The following is an 18468-nucleotide window of genomic DNA, read 5'->3' on the forward strand; positions in this document are numbered from 1 at the left end:
ATGAATGTATTTCTTTCGTTTGAAACAGAAGTTACACTATAAAACGTTGCGTAAAAATTGTTTTGCTCGTTCATGTGATGGAGCTGAAAAGAATTGCGCTGGCGGAGCGTCTTCTACAATCTTTCCGTCATCCATAAAAATGACGCGATCAGCTACATCTCTTGCGAAATTCATTTCATGAGTAACGATAACCATGGTCATTCCTTCTTCAGCAAGTTCTTTCATAACTTGCAATACTTCTCCAACAAGTTCAGGGTCTAAGGCTGAGGTAGGTTCATCAAATAGCATAATTTTAGGATTCATAGCAAGGGCTCGTGCAATGGCAATGCGCTGCTTTTGACCACCTGACAGGAGGTGGGGGGTTACATCTGCTTTATCTTGTAGACCGACTTTTTGCAAAAGCTGATTTCCAATTTCCTTTGCATTTGCTGCTTCTAATTTTTTTACATGAATAGGTGCCTCTATGATGTTTTCTAGTGAGGTCATATGGGGAAAGAGGTTAAAGTGCTGAAAAACCATACCGACATTTTCACGGACTTTGTTTAAATTTGAATGCTTTGGATCAATTCGTTCACCTTGTAAGTGAATTTCACCTTCATCGTACATTTCTAAAAAGTTAAGACAGCGAAGTAATGTACTTTTACCGGAACCACTGGCACCAATTAAAACAACAACTTCTTTTTCTTTTACTTGTAAATCAATTCCTTTTAAAACATCAAGTGAGCCGAATGATTTTACTAGATTTCGAACCTGAATCATACAAAACCCCCAGTCAAAAATATATTTTACAAATGTTGCCCCTTATTTCTGTTATTAGCCACAAATTGTCAGAATCCTTCATTTTTTTCGGAGGACAGTTCTTATATAAACAAATCTGAATGTGCAATTAAAATAGAAAGACCACCTAAATTAGGTGATCTTTCCGATGTTTACAAGTTTTTAATTTTTAATTTTTAATTTTTAATCTTAAATTGAGTGGCGAACGTTTCTAATTCTTCAACAAGTTTTTGCATTTGAAGAGACATATTTGTAATTGGTTTGTAGAGCCTTTTACTTTTGCACTTGTTTGAATTACATTGTTAATAATTTGCTGTAAATTTAATATCATTTGATCAAAACTATTAAACATATGACCAAATTCATGATGGTATTGTTTTGGTACCGTAATAGTTAAATCGCCTTTGCCAGCTGTATTCATTATGCTTCGTAATGAATTGATTGGATTGATAATAGATTTAGCAGTAAATAAGGAGATGAGAATGCAAAGAACTAAACATGCAATGAATAAAATAATTGTTACGCTTATCACTTGCTTATAAGAGTGTTCACTGTCGCTATACACACTTTCAGCTAGCTTTTCGTTATAATCACTAAGATTCTTTAAAGCGTCTACTGTAGCCGATAAATTAGGGTCAACTGTAGTTAGGTAGAATGAATATGCTTGATTCAGCTTATTCTCTTTAATGAGATCGAGCATTTGAGCTCGATGTTTTTTATAGTTTGTAAGCTTTTCTTTATATTGGTTGAGGAACTTTTTTTCTTCGCCTGTTACATATGTATTTTCATATTGAGCTCGTAATTTTTCGGTTTCTTTATTTGTATCATTTAATTTATTTAAAATTGTAGTTCGTCGATTTTCATCTTCCGTAATAATGAGTTCCTTTACATAACTAGACTCTTGGTACATGCTGCTCTCGATAGAGCCTAGCCATTTAATAGGTAGTAGACGATCCACATATACTGTTTGAAGTTGTTTGTGCATTTGTTGTAAATTTATATAATTTACAACGCTAATAATTAGTATGGAAAGAATGGGTACTGCCACTAACAATATCAATCTATTTATAACGTTTAAACGATTTAAAATCTTTAACATAGAATCACCTAACCTTACATTATTTAGTTGAATATATAATTGGCATCCAAATAAAATTATACATTATTTTTATTTATATACAGAAAAAGTAATGTAATGAATATGTAAATAAAAAATTAAAATCAATATATCTTTCTATAAGGAAAATATGGATAATGATATATAGATAGTATGTATATTATTTATGAGGAGGAATGAGAAATGGAAAAGGAGAAGAAAACTTTTTCCTTTGGTTTACGTACACAACTTATGCTATTTACTACAGTTTTAGCTTTTATTACATATTCAACAAGCATAGTTTTTATTTACGTGATATACGATTATTTTCAAAGTTATGTAAGTCAAACTGTTTATAATATTATCGTTATGTTATTAGGTGTAGTATGGTCTGGAATTTTAGCGTATGGAGCAGCAATCTTTTTAATTACACCACTTCGGAAATTGGAGGAGGCTGCAAGGAAAGCGGCCGATGGCGATATTCGTGAAGATGTCCCGTTACCAAAAACAGATGATGAGATTAAATCTTTAAGTGTTGCATTCAATATGATGCTAGGGAACTTAAGAGGTATGGTAAAAAATATTGATACTACATTTTCGTATACAAATAATCAAGTTCAGCAAATTAGAAGACAAACAGAAGAAGCAACAAAGCAAGCACGAGGTGTGTCTGAAACTCTTGCAGAGATTTCTTCTGGCGCTGAGCAATCAGCAGCTTCCATTCAGGCGATTGTTTCGGCTGTTGATACAACAACTTCCATTGCGAGTGAAGTAGAAGAAAAAGCAAAACAGTCTGACGAGTTGTCTTTAGAAATGGTTCAAGCTTTAGGGCAAAGTACACGAGTCTTTACTTCTTTAATTCAAGGTATTCAAACATTGGCAAAGGAAAATGAAAATTCGATGCAAAATGTACAGAAGTTAGAAGAACGAATGAAACAAGTGGAACATATTGTTTCTGTTGTGAGTGAGATTGCTAGTCAAACGAATTTATTAGCACTGAATGCTTCGATTGAGGCAGCTCGTGCTGGAGAGCATGGAAGGGGCTTTGCAGTTGTAGCTGAAGAAGTACGTAAGCTTGCCGATGAAAGCGATCATTCTGCAAGAAATATATCGCAGTTATTACGTAATATGCAAGAGGAAGTGCAACAAGTCGCATTGAAAATGACGGAGCAAGTGAAAACTGCTAAAGAAGAAGCAAAACGCGGGGCAGCGACAGAATTAATTTTAAAAGAAATGTCATCGAGTATTATGGAGGTTGCCGATGCAACGAAGCAAATTAGTAGCTATATGAACGAACAAGTGAGTCACATTCATCAAACAGGAGCACAGACGAAGGCTGTAGCAGCAATTGCTGAGGAAACATCAGCTGGTTCACAAGAAGTAGCACGTGTAACGTTACAACAATCTAAAAATATGGTACTAATCGATCAATTGTTAAAGGATTTAGAGCAGCAAGCAGCGGATTTGAAACAAACAATTGAACGATTTTCAATGTAAAAAGGAAGAACAGTATTCTGTTCTTCCTTTTTTACGTATGAAAGGGTGGGATACTTTGTTGAAAACGAAAAACATTGCAAGGGTCATATATGGTTTTCACTTTACGCAATCTTTGAAAGTTAGGGCCATAATAACTAGTTTGCCAATTTTTAATGTCGATATCGGGCCAATTGACATAGTCACCTAGTGTATAAGGGTCTAAGCTTTCTCGTAAATTTTTAACCCAGCGTATATTACGATTTTCTTCATCGTCGCATTTCCAAGAGATAATGTATTCTTGCGCAATAATTGCCTTACGATGGAAATAAGCTGTTTCAGTAGGCGTAATATTTTCAACAGCACCTACGAGTGATTGGTGCCAAATACTCGCATCTTTATTTGGTGCATGAGAAAGAAAATATTGCATGATTTGAATTCCTTTAAGGGGAATAGGTTTATATACATAGGAACCAGAGCGCTTAAAATTTTCAGGGATATTACCGCTATTAAAAAATTGAACAGCCTTTATATACGGAACTTCATCTATAAAAAGAGAGGGAGTACCAGTTTCAAGTAGAGGAGATAATAAGGAATGGAGTTCAGACGGAGAGCCAACAAACTCACCCTTTACTTCAATTTTATTTTGTTGTTTCGAAAATAATTCAATTGATGAAGTGAGACGTTCGTCTATATAAGGCGCCCAGCTTTGCCAAGCTTGGAATGCAGCAATAAAATCTTCCCATTCCCATGTCAGTGAGAAAATCGATACGTTCTTTATAGGATGGACTCGAAAAGTTAAGGAAGTAACAATGCCAAAGTTTCCACCGCCGCCGCCGCGGCACGCCCAAAACAAGTTATGGTTTTCATGTTCGTTTGCTCGAATGATTTTTGCCCCAAACTTACCGCACGCTTGTACCATTTCAACTTCTACTAATTGATCACATGTTAATCCGAATAAGCGTGAAAGCATACCGATGCCACCGCCAAGTGTCAATCCAACAATACCAACACTTGCGCTTGTGCCGGCTGGTATTGTAAAACCATCTTTCCAAAGTTCTTTATAGACAGTGCCGAGATTTGCACCGGCCTCAATTGTTGCGGTTAAACTTTGGGTATTAACAGTAATTTGATTCATTTCACTCACATCAACAATAAGTCCACGATTTAAAAGGGAGAAATTTTCGTAGCTATGACGCCCACTTCTTAACCGAAATGGTATATGACGTTCGCGTGCCCATTTTAAGGCGTTACAGACATCATTTTTATTTTGGCAAAAAACAATAATACAAGGGAGTTTTGGAATACTTAAATTTAAATTCATTCGGGCTACGTCATAGTTAGGATCTGAGGGAACGACGATACGACCTGTTAATTTTGTTTGTTTCAATTTATCACTCCTTTCTAAAACAAGCAGTGCTTTTTATTAATATATGAAAAGCGTATGTAACGTGCGTGGACAAGAGCAGGTGAGAAATGAGATTTGTTTTTGTGAGAAATAAATAAAGCATAAGAATAAGGAATCTACATAGAGTTCAATGAAAACAGTTGCAAACTATTTATATTTTGTTATGATAGTGTTACGAAAACGTTTGCATAAAAATTCCGATGGGATGCAAAAGGAGAGAATGACTATGAATAAGACATGGTGGAAAGAAGCGGTTGCTTATCAAATTTACCCACGTAGCTTTATGGATTCAAATGGTGATGGTATTGGAGATTTACGGGGTATTATTGCGAAACTGGATTATTTAAAAGATTTAGGTATAGATGTAATTTGGATTTGTCCAATGTATAAGTCACCTAATGATGATAATGGTTATGACATTAGTGATTATCAAGATATCATGGATGAGTTTGGTACGATGGAAGACTTTGATGCTTTACTAGATGAAGTTCATAAGCGTGATATGAAGCTTATTATTGATTTAGTTATTAATCATACAAGTGATGAACATCCATGGTTTATTGAGTCTCGTTCATCTAAAGACAATCCGAAGCGTGATTGGTATATTTGGCATGATGGTAAAGATGGTGCGGAACCAAACAACTGGGAAAGTATTTTTAATGGTTCGGCATGGGAATATGATGAAGTAACAGGACAATATTATTTACACTTATTCTCGCGTAAACAACCAGATTTAAACTGGGAGAATAAAGAAGTTCGCGAAGTGTTATACGATACAGTTAATTGGTGGCTTGATAAAGGAATTGATGGTTTCCGCGTGGATGCAATCAGCCATATTAAAAAAGAAGATGGCTTCAAAGATATGCCAAATCCAAAAGAATTAAAGTATGTACCATCTTTTGATAAACATATGAATGTGGATGGTATTCAACCTTTATTAGAAGAGTTAAAAGAAAATACATTTTCTAAGTACGATATTATGACTGTTGGTGAAGCTAATGGCGTTAAGATTGAAGATGCTGAGCTTTGGGTTGGAGAACAGCAAGGTAAGTTCAATATGGTATTCCAATTCGAACATTTAAGCTTATGGGATGCAGAAAAGAAGAAAGATCTTGATGTTGTAGGACTGAAAAAAGTATTAACGAAATGGCAAAAAGGGTTAGAAAATAAAGGCTGGAATGCTTTATATATTGAGAACCACGATAAGCCACGTATCGTTTCAACTTGGGGAGATGATAAACAATATTGGCGTGAAAGTGCAACAGCTCTAGGAGCAATGTATTTCTTTATGCACGGTACACCGTTTATTTATCAAGGACAAGAAATTGGGATGACAAATGTTCAATTATTAAATATTGAAGATTACGATGATGTAGCAACTAAAAATTTATATCGAGAGAAAATGGCAGAGGGCGTATCACATCAAGAGATGATGGAGATTATATGGGCTTCTTGCCGCGATAATTCACGTACACCTATGCAATGGAACGATGAGATGAATGCTGGCTTCACAACAGCAGGTGCACCTTGGTTTGGTATGAATCCAAACTATAAAGAAATTAATGTTGAAAAGCAAAAGAATGAAGAGAATTCTATTTTCAATTTCTATAAGAAAATGATTGCCTTGAAAAAAGAGCACGATGTACTGAATTACGGTACGTACGATTTACTTTTAGAAGATGATCCACAAATTTATGCGTATACTCGTACATTAAATGATGAAAAAATCGTTGTAATTAGTAATATCTCAAAAGAGGAAGCTGTATATAATGAGGGTTCATTTGAACTAGAACGCAAACGTTTGCTTTTAAATAACTATGAAGTTGCGGAACATGAACGAGTAACTACAATCACGTTAAAGCCTTATGAAACAAGGGTTTATCGCATTTCATAATAAAAAAGGATGCTCTTAGAGCATCTTTTTTTATGAAAAAAAATAAATTTCTATTGCAAAGTGAAAACGCTTTTATTAAAATAGATTTATGAAAACGGTTGCGTAAAGATAAAAATAAAGTAACATAAGGAATCGTTTTCATAATAGAAACAGAAATTATAATTTAAATCATTACGTTATTATAAATAAAGGGGAGGAAGAACAGATGAAAATTACGTCTTTTGATTTTTGGCAAAAGTTCGGGAAAGCATTATTAGTTGTTGTAGCTGTAATGCCAGCAGCTGGTTTAATGATTTCTATTGGTAAGTTAATTGGGATGTCTGCTGGGGATATTAACGCAGTTCATACAATCGCTCGCGTAATGGAAGACATCGGTTGGGCAATTATCACAAATCTACACATCTTATTCGCAGTAGCAATTGGGGGATCTTGGGCGAAAGATCGCGCAGGTGGTGCATTTGCAGCACTATTAGCATTCGTCTTAACAAACAGAATTACAGGAGCTATATTTGGCGTAAACGCTGAAATGTTAGCGGATTCAAAAGCGAAAGTTTCTTCAGTATTAGCAGGAGATTTAGTTGTAAAAGATTACTTTACTTCTGTACTTGGTGCACCAGCATTAAACATGGGAGTTTTCGTAGGGATTATCACAGGTTTCTTAGGAGCTACTCTATATAACAAATATTATAACTATAACAAACTGCCACAGGCATTAGCATTCTTTAACGGAAAACGATTCGTACCATTCGTTGTAATTGTTTGGTCTACAGTTACTGCAATTGTATTATCACTTTTATGGCCATTCATCCAAAGTGGATTAAATGAATTTGGTCGCTGGATTGCAGCTTCAAAGGATAGTGCACCAGTTGTTGCACCATTTGTATATGGAACGTTAGAGCGTTTACTATTACCATTCGGTTTACATCATATGTTAACGATTCCGATGAACTACACAGAGCTAGGCGGAACATATACGATGTTAACTGGCTCAAAAATTGGACAAGTTGTAGCAGGACAAGATCCTTTATGGCTTGCATGGATTACAGATTTAAATAACTTATTAGCAAATGGAGATACAAAAGCATATAACGATCTATTAAATAATGTTGTACCAGCCCGATTCAAAGCTGGACAAGTTATCGGTTCAACAGCAGCGTTAATGGGTATTGCATTCGCAATGTTCCGTAATGTTGATAAAGAAAAACGTGCAAAATATAAACCAATGTTCTTATCAGCAGCATTAGCAGTATTCTTAACAGGTGTAACAGAACCAATTGAATTCATGTTCATGTTTATTGCTCCAGTATTATATGTTGTATATGCAATTACAACAGGACTTGCATTTGCATTAGCAGATTTAATTAACTTACGTGTTCACGCATTTGGATTTATTGAATTAATTACTCGTACACCGATGATGGTTAATGCAGGACTAACTAGGGATTTAATCAATTTCGTTATCGTTTCATTAGTATTCTTCGGTCTGAACTTTACATTATTCAATTTCTTAATTAAAAAGTTCAACTTACCAACACCAGGACGTGCTGGTAACTATATTGATAATGAAGATGAGTCATCAGAAGGAACAGGAAATGTACAGGATGGTTCATTAGCAACAAAAGTTATTGATTTATTAGGTGGAAAAGAAAATATTGCTGACGTAGATGCTTGTATGACACGTTTACGTGTAACAGTAAAAGATTTAGATGTTGTTGCACCAGAAGTACAGTGGAAACAAAATGGTGCTTTAGGGCTGATCGTAAAAGATAAAGGTGTACAAGCAGTATATGGTCCGAAAGCTGACGTATTAAAGTCAGACATTCAAGATATGTTAGGTGCGTAATAATATGAAATTGCTAACTTTAAACTGTCACTCTTGGCAAGAAGAAAATCAAATAGAAAAGATAAAATATCTTGCTAAAGTCATTCAAGAAGAACAGTATGATGTGATCGCATTGCAAGAAGTAAGTCAGTCGATACAAGCTGAAAATGTATGCGGTAACAAGAAAGAAGATAATTTTGGACTTTTACTATTAGAAGAGTTAAAAGCGTTACATGTAAAAGATTACAATATTACTTGGGATTTCTCTCATATTGGTTATGATGTGTATGAAGAAGGATTAGCGATTGTAACGAAACATAATGTTGTAAAAGAAGATACGTTCTTTATTTCAGAAAATAAGGATACAACGTATTGGAAAACGCGCAAAATTATAAGTACAACAATTGCTTATAATGGTAAGAACATCACGTTTTACTCTTGTCACCTCGGTTGGTGGAATGATGAAGAAGAGTCATTCAAAGGTCAAGTTGATCGTTTAATGGAGCGTGTAAATCGTAATGAACTTTCCTTCTTAATGGGTGACTTTAATAACAATGCTCGTTTGCAAGGCGAAGGTTATGAATATATGATGCAAAAAGGTTTGTATGACACATATGAACTAGCAATAGAGAAGGATGAAGGAACAACTGTCCAAGGTGAGATTGCTGGGTGGGATGAAAACAAACATAAATTACGAATCGATCTAATATTGTGTAACCAAAGCGAAAAAGTTCGTTCTTCAAAAGTCATTTTTAATGGTACAAACCGAAAGGTAATTTCAGATCATTTCGGTGTAGAAGTAAAAGTAGATATATAATAGAAGAAATCCTCACAGATGATGAAAAGCTGTGAGGATTTTTTTAGGAATACAAGTATTTCCAAGAGAAAATACTTGTATTTTTTATGACATTTCCTATATATTTGTTATTATTGAATGTAAAACTAATTTGGTCATTTTGTATGCATACTTTTTTTACTTCGTTATATAATGAAGTAAGTGAAATATTTAATGGGAAAAATAGTGTGTTTTCGTTTAATCCACGATGTAGAAAGTGATATAATTGCAAAATGTATGTATCATTTTCTAAAGAAGGAAAAATATATAATTAGGTGATAACTTCTATGAAACAAATTTGGCGTATTTATAAGACAGATTTACGGAATGTAGCTAAACATTGGGCTGCAATTGTTATTGTTTTAGGGTTAATGATTTTACCATCGTTATATGCATGGTTTAACATTAAAGCTTCCTGGGATCCTTATGGAAATACGAAAGGAATCCAGATTGCAGTTTCTAACCAAGATGCTGGATCAAATTTAAGAGGAAAAGATATTAACATTGGGAAAGAAATTGTAGATTCACTTAAGAAGGACAAAAATTTTGGGTGGAAGTTTGTTGATGAAAAGCAAGCAATTTATGGGGTAGAGCGTGGAGATTACTCTGCAAGTATTACTATTCCAAAAGATTTTTCAGAAAAGATTGCAACAGTCTTGAATGAAAATCCACAGAAACCAGAAATTGATTATTACGTAAATGAAAAGGTAAATGCCATTGCGCCGAAGATTACAGCTAAAGGTGCATCGGGTCTTACAGAAGAGATTAGTAAAAACTTTGTTAAAACAGCAAACGGCGAGATTTTTGAAATCTTCAACGATCTTGGAATCGATTTAGAAACGAACTTGCCAAGTATTGAGAAGGTAAAGGATCTTGTCTTTAAGTTAGAAGCGCAGTTCCCAGAAATGAATACACTGATGGATAAGGCGTTAGATGATGCGACTCGAGCAGAGGATATTGTGAAAGTAGCGCAAAAAGAGTTGCCGGTTGTAGAAAGTGTTATTAATGATGGGCAAGAAGCGTTAGGGAATTTAGATAAATTCTTTGCGAGAAATGATGAAACACTGAATCGGGCTCCGGGAACTATTAAAAATAATTTAACCGTAATGAAGCAGGGGTTGGATGCTGCAGCGGAAATTACGGATTACTTAAAAAATCCGGCATTTGACTTTAATCTGACATTGCCAGATCCAGCCAAATTACCGGAGTTACCTAATATAACTATTCCACAAATACCAGAGATTCCAGCCTTACCACAAGTGAATGGTGAGGGGTATAAAAACATTGCTAAAAATATTGATCAAACTGTAAACAATGTTTTCAATTCTACTCGTGTTGGAACGGCATATGTAAAAAGTGTTATGGATGGTCTTCAAAATAAGGGTGTGGATCCAGCTGTAGCACAGAAAAATGTGCAGGATGCTTCAAAGCTCCTTCAAGAGCGTATTGATAGTGTTTCATATTTGATTGATTTCTTTACAGCTTTTAAGGAATCAGCTTCAACGGACTTCGGTAAACAGTTCTTTGGGAACAGAGTGGAAAGTTTAACAGTGCTTAAAAATTCTATGGAGGATGCTAATAATAGAGTAAAGCATGTAGGAGATTTAATTAGTTCCGGACAAGAAGTTAAACAAGATGTACGTGATGCTGTAAATCAAAAATTAGATGCAGTAAATAATTTAGTAAATCAAGCTGAAAAGGATTATAATGCAACGTTTGTAGCTGATTTTGAAAAAGCAGTAAGTACAGCTGAACAACTGAAAAATAAGGCTGAAAATGTGCAGGGAAATGCGCAGCAACTTAGAGGTAATTTAAATCAAGATATAAACAAAGCTAATGAGATATTAAACAATGGTAGAGAGAACTATGATCAGGCTGTAGCGGATTACGCAAAACTAAAAACTAGTCTCGAAAAGGCAAAAGCAGATTTAAGTAATAAAGGTGTTAACGGTTTAGACTCTACAAAAGTAGCCTTAAATGATTTAAATGGGCAGTTCAAAGCAAGTTGGAATTTAGTTAATGATATGATTCCGGTTCTGGAAAGTACAAATAAGGTTTTAGCGGATGTGAATAGTGATAAAAACCTTAATGGTACAATTACTAAGTTAAACAAAGCAAAAGATGGTTTGCAAAAAGGAATGGATTTAACTGATAAAGGAATTGATGCTATTAATAAAGGCCAAAAACCAGCAGCAGATGTTATTGAGAGTATTAACAAAGTATCTAAAAGTGTTTCGGGCCAAATAGGTGACATCTTAGCTAAATATGATTCTGAAATCACTCCAAATTTCAATGCAGCTATTGCTCGTACAAAAGAGATGTCTAAAAACACATCTCAAATTTTAAAAGAAGCAGACAAAAAGCTTCCAGATGTTAAAAAATTACTAGAAGATTCATCAAAAGGCTTAGTAGACGGTAAAAAGAAATTAGCAGACATTAAAGCTGAAATGCCGGAAACTGAGAAAAAGATTAAAGACTTAGCAAATAAAATTCGTGATTTTGAATCAGAAGAGGATATAAAAGACATTATACGCTTATTGAAAAATGATGTTGAAAAGCAAAGTGATTATTTCGCGAATCCAGTAAATTTAAAAGAGAATAAATTATTTGCAATGCCGAACTACGGTTCAGCAATGTCACCATTCTACACAGTGCTTGCATTATGGGTAGGCGCACTATTAATGGTTTCGTTATTAACGGTAGAAGTACATGAAGAGGGCGCGAATTATAAGAGCCATGAAATATACTTTGGACGTTTATTAACATTCTTAACGATAGGTCTTTCGCAGGCGTTTATCGTATCGATGGGGGATATATTCTTACTCGGTACGTACGTAGTCGATAAATTCTGGTTTGTGTTATTTAGTTTATTTATTGGCGGAGTATTTGTTTGTATCGTGTACTCACTTGTTTCTATCTTCGGAAACGTTGGCAAATCGATGGCAATCATTTTACTTGTGCTTCAAGTAGCAGGATCGGGTGGTACGTTCCCAATTCAAATGACACCACCATTCTTCCAAGCGATTTATCCGTTCTTACCATTCACATATGCAATTAGTGCAATTCGTGAAACAGTAGGTGGAATGCTTTGGGATATAGTTATTAGAGATTTACTTGTATTAAGTGTTTTCGTAGTAGTCATCGTTATTGCTGCGTTATTATTGAAAACACCAATTAACAAATCGAGTGAAAAGTTTGTTGAGAATGCAAAAGGAAGTAAAATTATCCATTAAACAAAAAGGTTCCTACCGATAGAGGTAGGAACCTTTTTGTTTAATCAAATTTTAATTTCTTTAATGCTTCTGCGAACGGGTTGTTTAATGGTTCTTCTTTATTCTGTTGTTTCATATATTTTTGAACGTCGCGCTTATCAGCCTTGCTTCCAGATTCTTTTTTACGTCTTTCCTGGAATGTCGATAATTTCTCGCGATAGCCACATTTACATGCGAAAATTTGTCCTGCACCTTCACCACGTAATTCTAACTTCTTCTTACATTGTGGGCAACGAGCGTTTGTTGTACGAGATACATTTTTACGATGACCACATTCACGGTCTTGGCAAACGAGCATTTTTCCTTTTTTACCGTTTACCTCCAGCATTGGTTTACCACAGTCTGGACAAGACTTCGTTGAAATGTTGTCATGTTTATATTTTTTATCACTTGATTTAATTTCAGAAACAATTTCTTTCGTATAGTTCTTCATTTCTGAAATGAATACTTCTTTTTTCAGTTTACCCTTCGCAATTGCTTCAAGCTTTTGTTCCCACTCACCAGTTAGTGTAGGTGATTTTAACTCTTCTGGCACTAAATCAAGTAACTGACGGCCTTTTGAGGTAATGTGAATATCTTTACCACGTTTTTCAAGTAAGAATGAATTGAATAGCTTGTCGATAATATCAGCACGCGTTGCTACAGTACCTAATCCACCAGTTGATTTTAACGTATCAGCAAGTTGTTTATTTTGCGTATCCATATATTTCGTAGGATTTTCCATTGCTGAAAGTAAAGTAGCTTCGTTAAATCGTGCAGGTGCTTTTGTTTGACCTGATGTTTGCATAATTAACTTTACAGTTAATGTATCGCCTTTTTCAATGTGAGGTAGAAGTTGTTCTTTTACGTCATCCGTTACATCATCATCTTCAAAGCGATTTTCATATATTTCTTTCCAACCGGCATGCAGAATAGTTTTTCCGCGTGCAATGAATGTTTCATTACCAACTTTTGTGCGTAACGTTAGTTGCTCGTACTCGAATGCCGGGAATAAAACGGCTAAGAAACGTTTTACAACTAAATCATAAATTTTACGTTCTTTATCTGTGAAGGCCGAGAAGTTAACGTATCCTTCTGTCGGAATAATTGCGTGATGATCACTTACTTTACTATCATCAACAAATGACTTATTAGACTTGATAGGCTTTTGTAATACTTTATGTGCTAAAGGACGGTACTCTCCAACGCCACATGCTTTTAGACGTTCTGGAAGTGTTCCAACGATATCAGATGAAATATAGCGTGAATCTGTACGAGGGTACGTTAGCACTTTATGTTGCTCATACAATTTCTGCATAATGTTTAACGTTTCTTTCGCAGAGTAACCGAACTTTTTATTTGCATCACGTTGTAATTCAGTTAAATCGTAAAGACCAGGAGAGAATGACTTCTTCTGTTTTTTATCAATTTCCACAACAGTAGCATTATGTTTATCTAAACCTCTTACGATGCTATCAATTTTTTCTTTATTAAAACTGCGGCTATTGCCGTTTGCATCTTGCCAAGTTAGTTTTAACTGATTCGTCGTTTGTGCTTCGATGCCGTAGTAAGTTTGAGCTTTGAAGTTCTTTATTTCATCTTCACGATTAGCGATCATAGCTACAGTAGGTGTTTGCACACGGCCGCAATTTAGCTGGGCATTAAAGCGAGTCGTTAAAGCGCGAGTCGCGTTAAGACCGATATACCAATCAGCTTCTGAACGTGCAACTGCCGAAGCGTATAAATTGTCATATGCTTTACCTGGTTTTAAATTAGCGAAGCCATCTTTAATTGCTTTATCAGTAACAGATGAAATCCATAGACGTTTGATCGGTTTGTTAACTCGAACTTTATCGATAATCCAGCGAGCGACTAATTCTCCTTCGCGCCCAGCGTCTGTCGCTACAATAATTTCATTTACATCTTTTCTAAGAAGCTGACTCTTCACAGCATTAAATTGTTTACCAGTTTGTTTAATAACCGTTAATTTCAAACGCTCAGGTAGCATCGGTAAATCTTCTAAATTCCACTTTTTATATTTCACATCATAGCTTTCTGGATCTGCTAATGTAACGAGATGGCCTAAAGCCCAAGTTACAATATATTTACTACCTTCAAGGTAGCCGTTTCCTTTTTTATCGCACTTCAGTACGCGAGCAATATCACGTGCAACGGAAGGCTTTTCAGCGATTACAACGCTTTTTGACATATTTAAAACATCCTTTCAAATTTCCATACGTTAACTATAGCATACATCTTCTTGAGATTCAGTTTCGCTCCAGATTTGAACGTTTTTTAGTGGGATAACATCCGTTTGAAAGAGAATGATGGCGACAGAACATAATATGCACCATGATGAGACTGTGAGAAATAGATAGTTATTATGCTTATTGTCTTATTAGTTGCTTCTATTTAAATAGAAAAGTAAAGAACTTGTTATTTTACTAGAATAAGAGTAGACTTTGAAGTAGAAGAATAATAAGCACATGGGAGTTTGTGGATGCAAGCTGAGAGTATGACTAATCCGTCATTGACCATTTGAACCTGTTGGATAATGCCAGCGTAGGGAGAGTGTAAAAGCACATGTTCAGGCACTTTGCGTACGCGCAAAGTGCCTTTTTGTGTATCTCCCATTACTATAGTTAGGGGATGAGAAGGATGAATATGAAAGAAATTAGTAAAGTAGTGGATTTGGTGAGAGAGTCTAATCCGCTTGTTCATAATATTACAAATGTTGTTGTAACAAATTTTACAGCTAACGGCTTGTTAGCGTTAGGAGCATCACCTGTAATGGCGTATGCGAAAGAAGAAGTAGCAGAAATGGCTAGCATTGCTGGAGCGTTAGTATTAAATATGGGGACACTTCGTCCTGAAGAAGTAGAAGCGATGTTACTCGCGGGTAAATCAGCAAATGTGAACAATGTACCAGTACTGTTTGATCCAGTTGGTGCAGGAGCAACATCGTATCGAACAGAAGTTGCGAGACATATTCCGGCTGAAATTGATTTAGCAATTATTCGCGGAAATGCAGCAGAAATAGCGAACGTTATTAATGAGAGATGGGAAATTAAAGGGGTAGACGCCGGTGCTGGAAATGGCAATGTCGTAAGTATTGCAAGGCAGGCAGCTGATGAATTAAATACAGTTGCGGTGATTACTGGAAAAGAAGATGTTGTTACAGATGGAGAGCGAACGATTCTTATTCGAAATGGTCACCCTATTTTAACGAAAGTTACGGGAACTGGTTGTTTACTAACTTCTGTAATAGGAGCATTTGTAGCAGTAGAAAAAGATTATGTAAAGGCAGCAGTAGCGGCATTAACGTTTTATGGTGTAGCGGCAGAATTGGCAGCTGCTAAGACAGTGGAAAAAGGACCTGGTAGTTTCCAAATTGAATTTTTAAATCAGTTAGCGAATACGACTTCAGATGATATAGAGAAGTATGGGAAGATTGAGGTTATATAGTAAGGAGGGAAAATAAATGTCGCGTATTTCAAAGGCAGAAATGTCTAAGTTATTATCAGTATATTTTATTATGGGAAGTAACAATTGTACGAAGGAGCCACTACAAGTGTTGAGAGATGCACTTGAAGGTGGTATAACAATTTTTCAATTCCGTGAAAAGGGGGAAGGGGCTTTAACGGGAGAGAAGCGTATTTGTTTCGCAAAAGAACTACAAGCAATTTGTAAGGAGTACGGTGTCCCATTCATTGTAAATGATGATGTGGAACTAGCTATCGAGTTAGATGCAGATGGCGTACATGTTGGACAAGATGATGAAGGAATTACTTCTGTTCGTGAAAAAATGGGGGATAAAATTATTGGTGTATCTACACATACAATTGAAGAAGCGTGCTGGGCAATTGAAAACGGAGCTGATTATTTAGGTGTTGGCCCTGTTTTTCCAACGAGTACGAAAAAAGATACGAAAGCAGTGCAAGGAACGAAAGGTTTAGCTCATTTTAGAGAACAAGGAATTATAATACCAATCGTCGCGATTGGTGGCATTACAATTGAAAATACAGCTTCAGTTATAGAAGCAGGTGCGGACGGTGTTTCCGTTATTTCTGCGATTAGTTTAGCGGAATCTGTGTATGAAAGTACGAAGAAGCTAGTAGAGGAAGTAAGTAAGAGTTTGTAGAAGAAGGCTATGTAGTATTAAAATGCTGCATAGCTTTTTTGATATTAATTATTAGAAATAGGGGGGATTATTTGAAACGAAATAGGTTTGTAGAGTTGCAGAATGAGTTGTTTCGTTTATCCGACTTTAATGGGCAGTAAGACCCCCACCTCAAAATTCAGCGAAAGCAAAGAAGTTAGGTGGGGGATCAACTGCTCATAAAAGTCCGATTGGTTCAACTAATAATCAGTGGGGGATGAAGAAAACCCCCACTGATTAAAGTTTCACTTTATTTAAACAAACGTTTGATTAAAAAAGCACAAACCCTTTTAAATTATAGGTTTGTGCTTTTCTTTAAAACATAATTGATATTAAGAGCATTCCAATGCCGATAGAAGTGAATGTTGCGATTAGGCCTGGAATCATAAAGCTATGATTTAAAACATATTTACCAATGCCAGTTGTACCAGTGCGATCAAAGTTAATGGCAGCAACGATTGTTCCATAGTTTGGAATGAAGAAGTATCCATTTACTGCAGGGAACATCGCGATTAATAGTGCGGGTGGAATACCGAGTGATAATCCAAGAGGCATTAAAGCACGTACTGTTGCGGCTTGGCTATATAATAAAATAGATAGAATGAATAATGCGATGGCAAATAGCCATGGTGCACTTGTTACTAGGTGCTGAATTGATCCTTGAATCATATTTAAGTTTCCGTTAAAGAAAGTATCTCCCATCCAAGCGATACCGAAAATAGCAACAACTGCTGTTGCCCCCGCTTTAAAGACGTTACCAGACACGATGCTTTCTACATTTGGTTTGCAGAAAATAATAATAAGAGCTGCGATAGTTAACATAACCATTTCAATTGTGTTTGGCATTGAAAGACGAACTAACTTCCCGTCGACCATCCATCCTGGACGAAGTGCTTCAAATGAACCGAGAAGTACGACAAGGAAAGTTCCTACTAAGAAAAGGATAACGGATAGTTTAGCGCCTTTTAAACCAACAAATTCTTTTTTCTCTTCAATTTTAGGAATCATTCCTTCTTTTAAACGTTTCAAGTATTCAGGGTCTTCATTTAATTCTTTCCCCATTTTGCTAGCAACAAATGCAGCTACCATACAAGCGATGAAGGTAGAAGGAATACTTACTTTTAAAATATCTAATAAAGTGATTTTATAGTCAGCTAGCATTGCTAAAAGGGCAACTGTTGCAGCTGATATAGGGCTAGCTGTAATTGCTTGTTGGGAAGCGATTACGGCAATTGACATTGGTCGTTCCGGTCTAATCCCAGATTCGCGAGAGACTTCTGCGATAACAGGAAGTACAGAATAAGCAACGTGACCAGTTCCTGCGCACAGTGTAAATAAATAAGTAACAATTGGAGCAAAGAATGTAATGCGCTTTGGATTTTTTCGTAATGCTTTCTCAGCCAGATGAACAAGGTAGTCCATTCCTCCAGCGGCTTGCAGTGCACCGGCAGCTGTAATTACTGCTAAAATCATAAGCATTACATCAATAGGGGGAGCTGTAGGTTGTAAGTGGAAGACGAAAACAAGTATTGCCATACCAACGCCACCCATTACTCCTAGACCAACTCCGCCTAGGCGTGCGCCAATAAAAATACAGAGTAGTAACGTAAGAAATTGTAGCCAAAACATGATAAACTACCTCCGAAATTCATTAGTTAAGATATATTCGAATAATTTAATTTGAATGAAAATTAAAATAAATACTCAAAATAATCCTTGTGTTATATACATTTTTTATTATATAACACAAGAA

General features: G+C 35.7%; 11 protein-coding genes, 2 pseudogenes and 1 riboswitch. Of the genes and pseudogenes, 8 read left to right on the plus strand and 5 right to left on the minus strand.

Going from position 1 to position 18468, the window contains the following annotated elements; translation table 11 throughout:
* Positions 1-36 precede the first annotated feature (36 nt).
* Together ACTFOB_RS18525 and ACTFOB_RS18530 are read right to left on the minus strand one after the other, a co-directional pair.
* The gene (locus ACTFOB_RS18525) at positions 37-759 is read right to left on the minus strand and encodes an amino acid ABC transporter ATP-binding protein (RefSeq protein WP_076542079.1); all 723 of its coding nucleotides are present in this window, start codon (positions 757-759) and stop codon (positions 37-39) included.
* 271 nt (positions 760-1030) lie between these two features.
* Positions 1031-1876: pseudogene (locus ACTFOB_RS18530) on the minus strand (MCP four helix bundle domain-containing protein); the annotation flags it as partial.
* Between the two features lie 366 nt (positions 1877-2242).
* Between ACTFOB_RS18530 and ACTFOB_RS18535 the strand changes: the two are divergent.
* Positions 2243-2428: pseudogene (locus tag ACTFOB_RS18535) on the plus strand (HAMP domain-containing protein); the annotation flags it as partial.
* Positions 2429-2443: 15 nt separating this feature from the next.
* Positions 2444-3370 carry a methyl-accepting chemotaxis protein gene (locus tag ACTFOB_RS18540; RefSeq protein WP_440032733.1) on the plus strand — a complete coding sequence of 309 codons (927 nt, stop codon included), beginning with the start codon at positions 2444-2446 and terminating at the stop codon, positions 3368-3370.
* Between the two features lie 31 nt (positions 3371-3401).
* On the opposite strand, the gene ACTFOB_RS18545 is transcribed toward ACTFOB_RS18540, so the two are convergent.
* Positions 3402-4736: an FAD-binding oxidoreductase gene (locus ACTFOB_RS18545; RefSeq protein WP_440029202.1), complete on the minus strand. Its 1335-nt coding sequence runs from the start codon at positions 4734-4736 to the stop codon at positions 3402-3404.
* A 244-nt stretch (positions 4737-4980) separates the two neighbouring features.
* Here ACTFOB_RS18545 and ACTFOB_RS18550 point away from each other — a divergent pair, with 244 nt between their 5' ends.
* The 4 genes from ACTFOB_RS18550 (at position 4981) to ACTFOB_RS18565 (ending at position 12538) form a co-directional block, all read left to right on the plus strand.
* Positions 4981-6648: a glycoside hydrolase family 13 protein gene (locus ACTFOB_RS18550; protein WP_440029200.1), complete on the plus strand. Its 1668-nt coding sequence runs from the start codon at positions 4981-4983 to the stop codon at positions 6646-6648.
* A 205-nt stretch (positions 6649-6853) separates the two neighbouring features.
* Positions 6854-8491, plus strand: a complete 1638-nt coding sequence (locus tag ACTFOB_RS18555) for a PTS transporter subunit IIBC (protein ID WP_440029198.1) — start codon at positions 6854-6856, stop codon at positions 8489-8491.
* Positions 8492-8495: 4 nt separating this feature from the next.
* The gene (locus ACTFOB_RS18560; RefSeq protein ID WP_440029196.1) at positions 8496-9287 is read left to right on the plus strand and encodes an endonuclease/exonuclease/phosphatase family protein; all 792 of its coding nucleotides are present in this window, start codon (positions 8496-8498) and stop codon (positions 9285-9287) included.
* A 305-nt stretch (positions 9288-9592) separates the two neighbouring features.
* On the plus strand, positions 9593-12538 hold the full coding sequence (locus ACTFOB_RS18565) for a YhgE/Pip family protein (protein ID WP_440029194.1): 2946 nt from the start codon (positions 9593-9595) through the stop codon (positions 12536-12538).
* A 40-nt stretch (positions 12539-12578) separates the two neighbouring features.
* Here the strand turns inward: ACTFOB_RS18565 and topB are convergent, their stop codons facing one another.
* A complete protein-coding gene (gene topB / locus ACTFOB_RS18570; protein WP_440029193.1) occupies positions 12579-14765 on the minus strand; it encodes a DNA topoisomerase III in 2187 nt (728 codons plus the stop codon).
* A gap of 267 nt (positions 14766-15032) precedes the next feature.
* Positions 15033-15142: riboswitch (TPP riboswitch) on the plus strand.
* Between the two features lie 63 nt (positions 15143-15205).
* Between topB and thiM the strand changes: the two genes are divergently transcribed.
* Together thiM and thiE are read left to right on the plus strand one after the other, a co-directional pair.
* Positions 15206-16021, plus strand: coding sequence for a hydroxyethylthiazole kinase (gene thiM / locus ACTFOB_RS18575; RefSeq protein WP_440029191.1), 816 nt, complete (start codon positions 15206-15208; stop codon positions 16019-16021).
* Between the two features lie 16 nt (positions 16022-16037).
* Positions 16038-16697: a thiamine phosphate synthase gene (gene thiE / locus ACTFOB_RS18580; protein ID WP_440029189.1), complete on the plus strand. Its 660-nt coding sequence runs from the start codon at positions 16038-16040 to the stop codon at positions 16695-16697.
* Positions 16698-17030: 333 nt separating this feature from the next.
* On the opposite strand, the gene ACTFOB_RS18585 is transcribed toward thiE, so the two are convergent.
* Positions 17031-18344, minus strand: coding sequence for an anaerobic C4-dicarboxylate transporter family protein (locus ACTFOB_RS18585; RefSeq protein WP_000498713.1), 1314 nt, complete (start codon positions 18342-18344; stop codon positions 17031-17033).
* Positions 18345-18468 lie beyond the last annotated feature (124 nt).

Source organism: Bacillus cereus group sp. MYBK79-1 (genome assembly GCF_051915365.1).
Taxonomy (GTDB): Bacteria; Bacillota; Bacilli; order Bacillales; family Bacillaceae_G; genus Bacillus_A.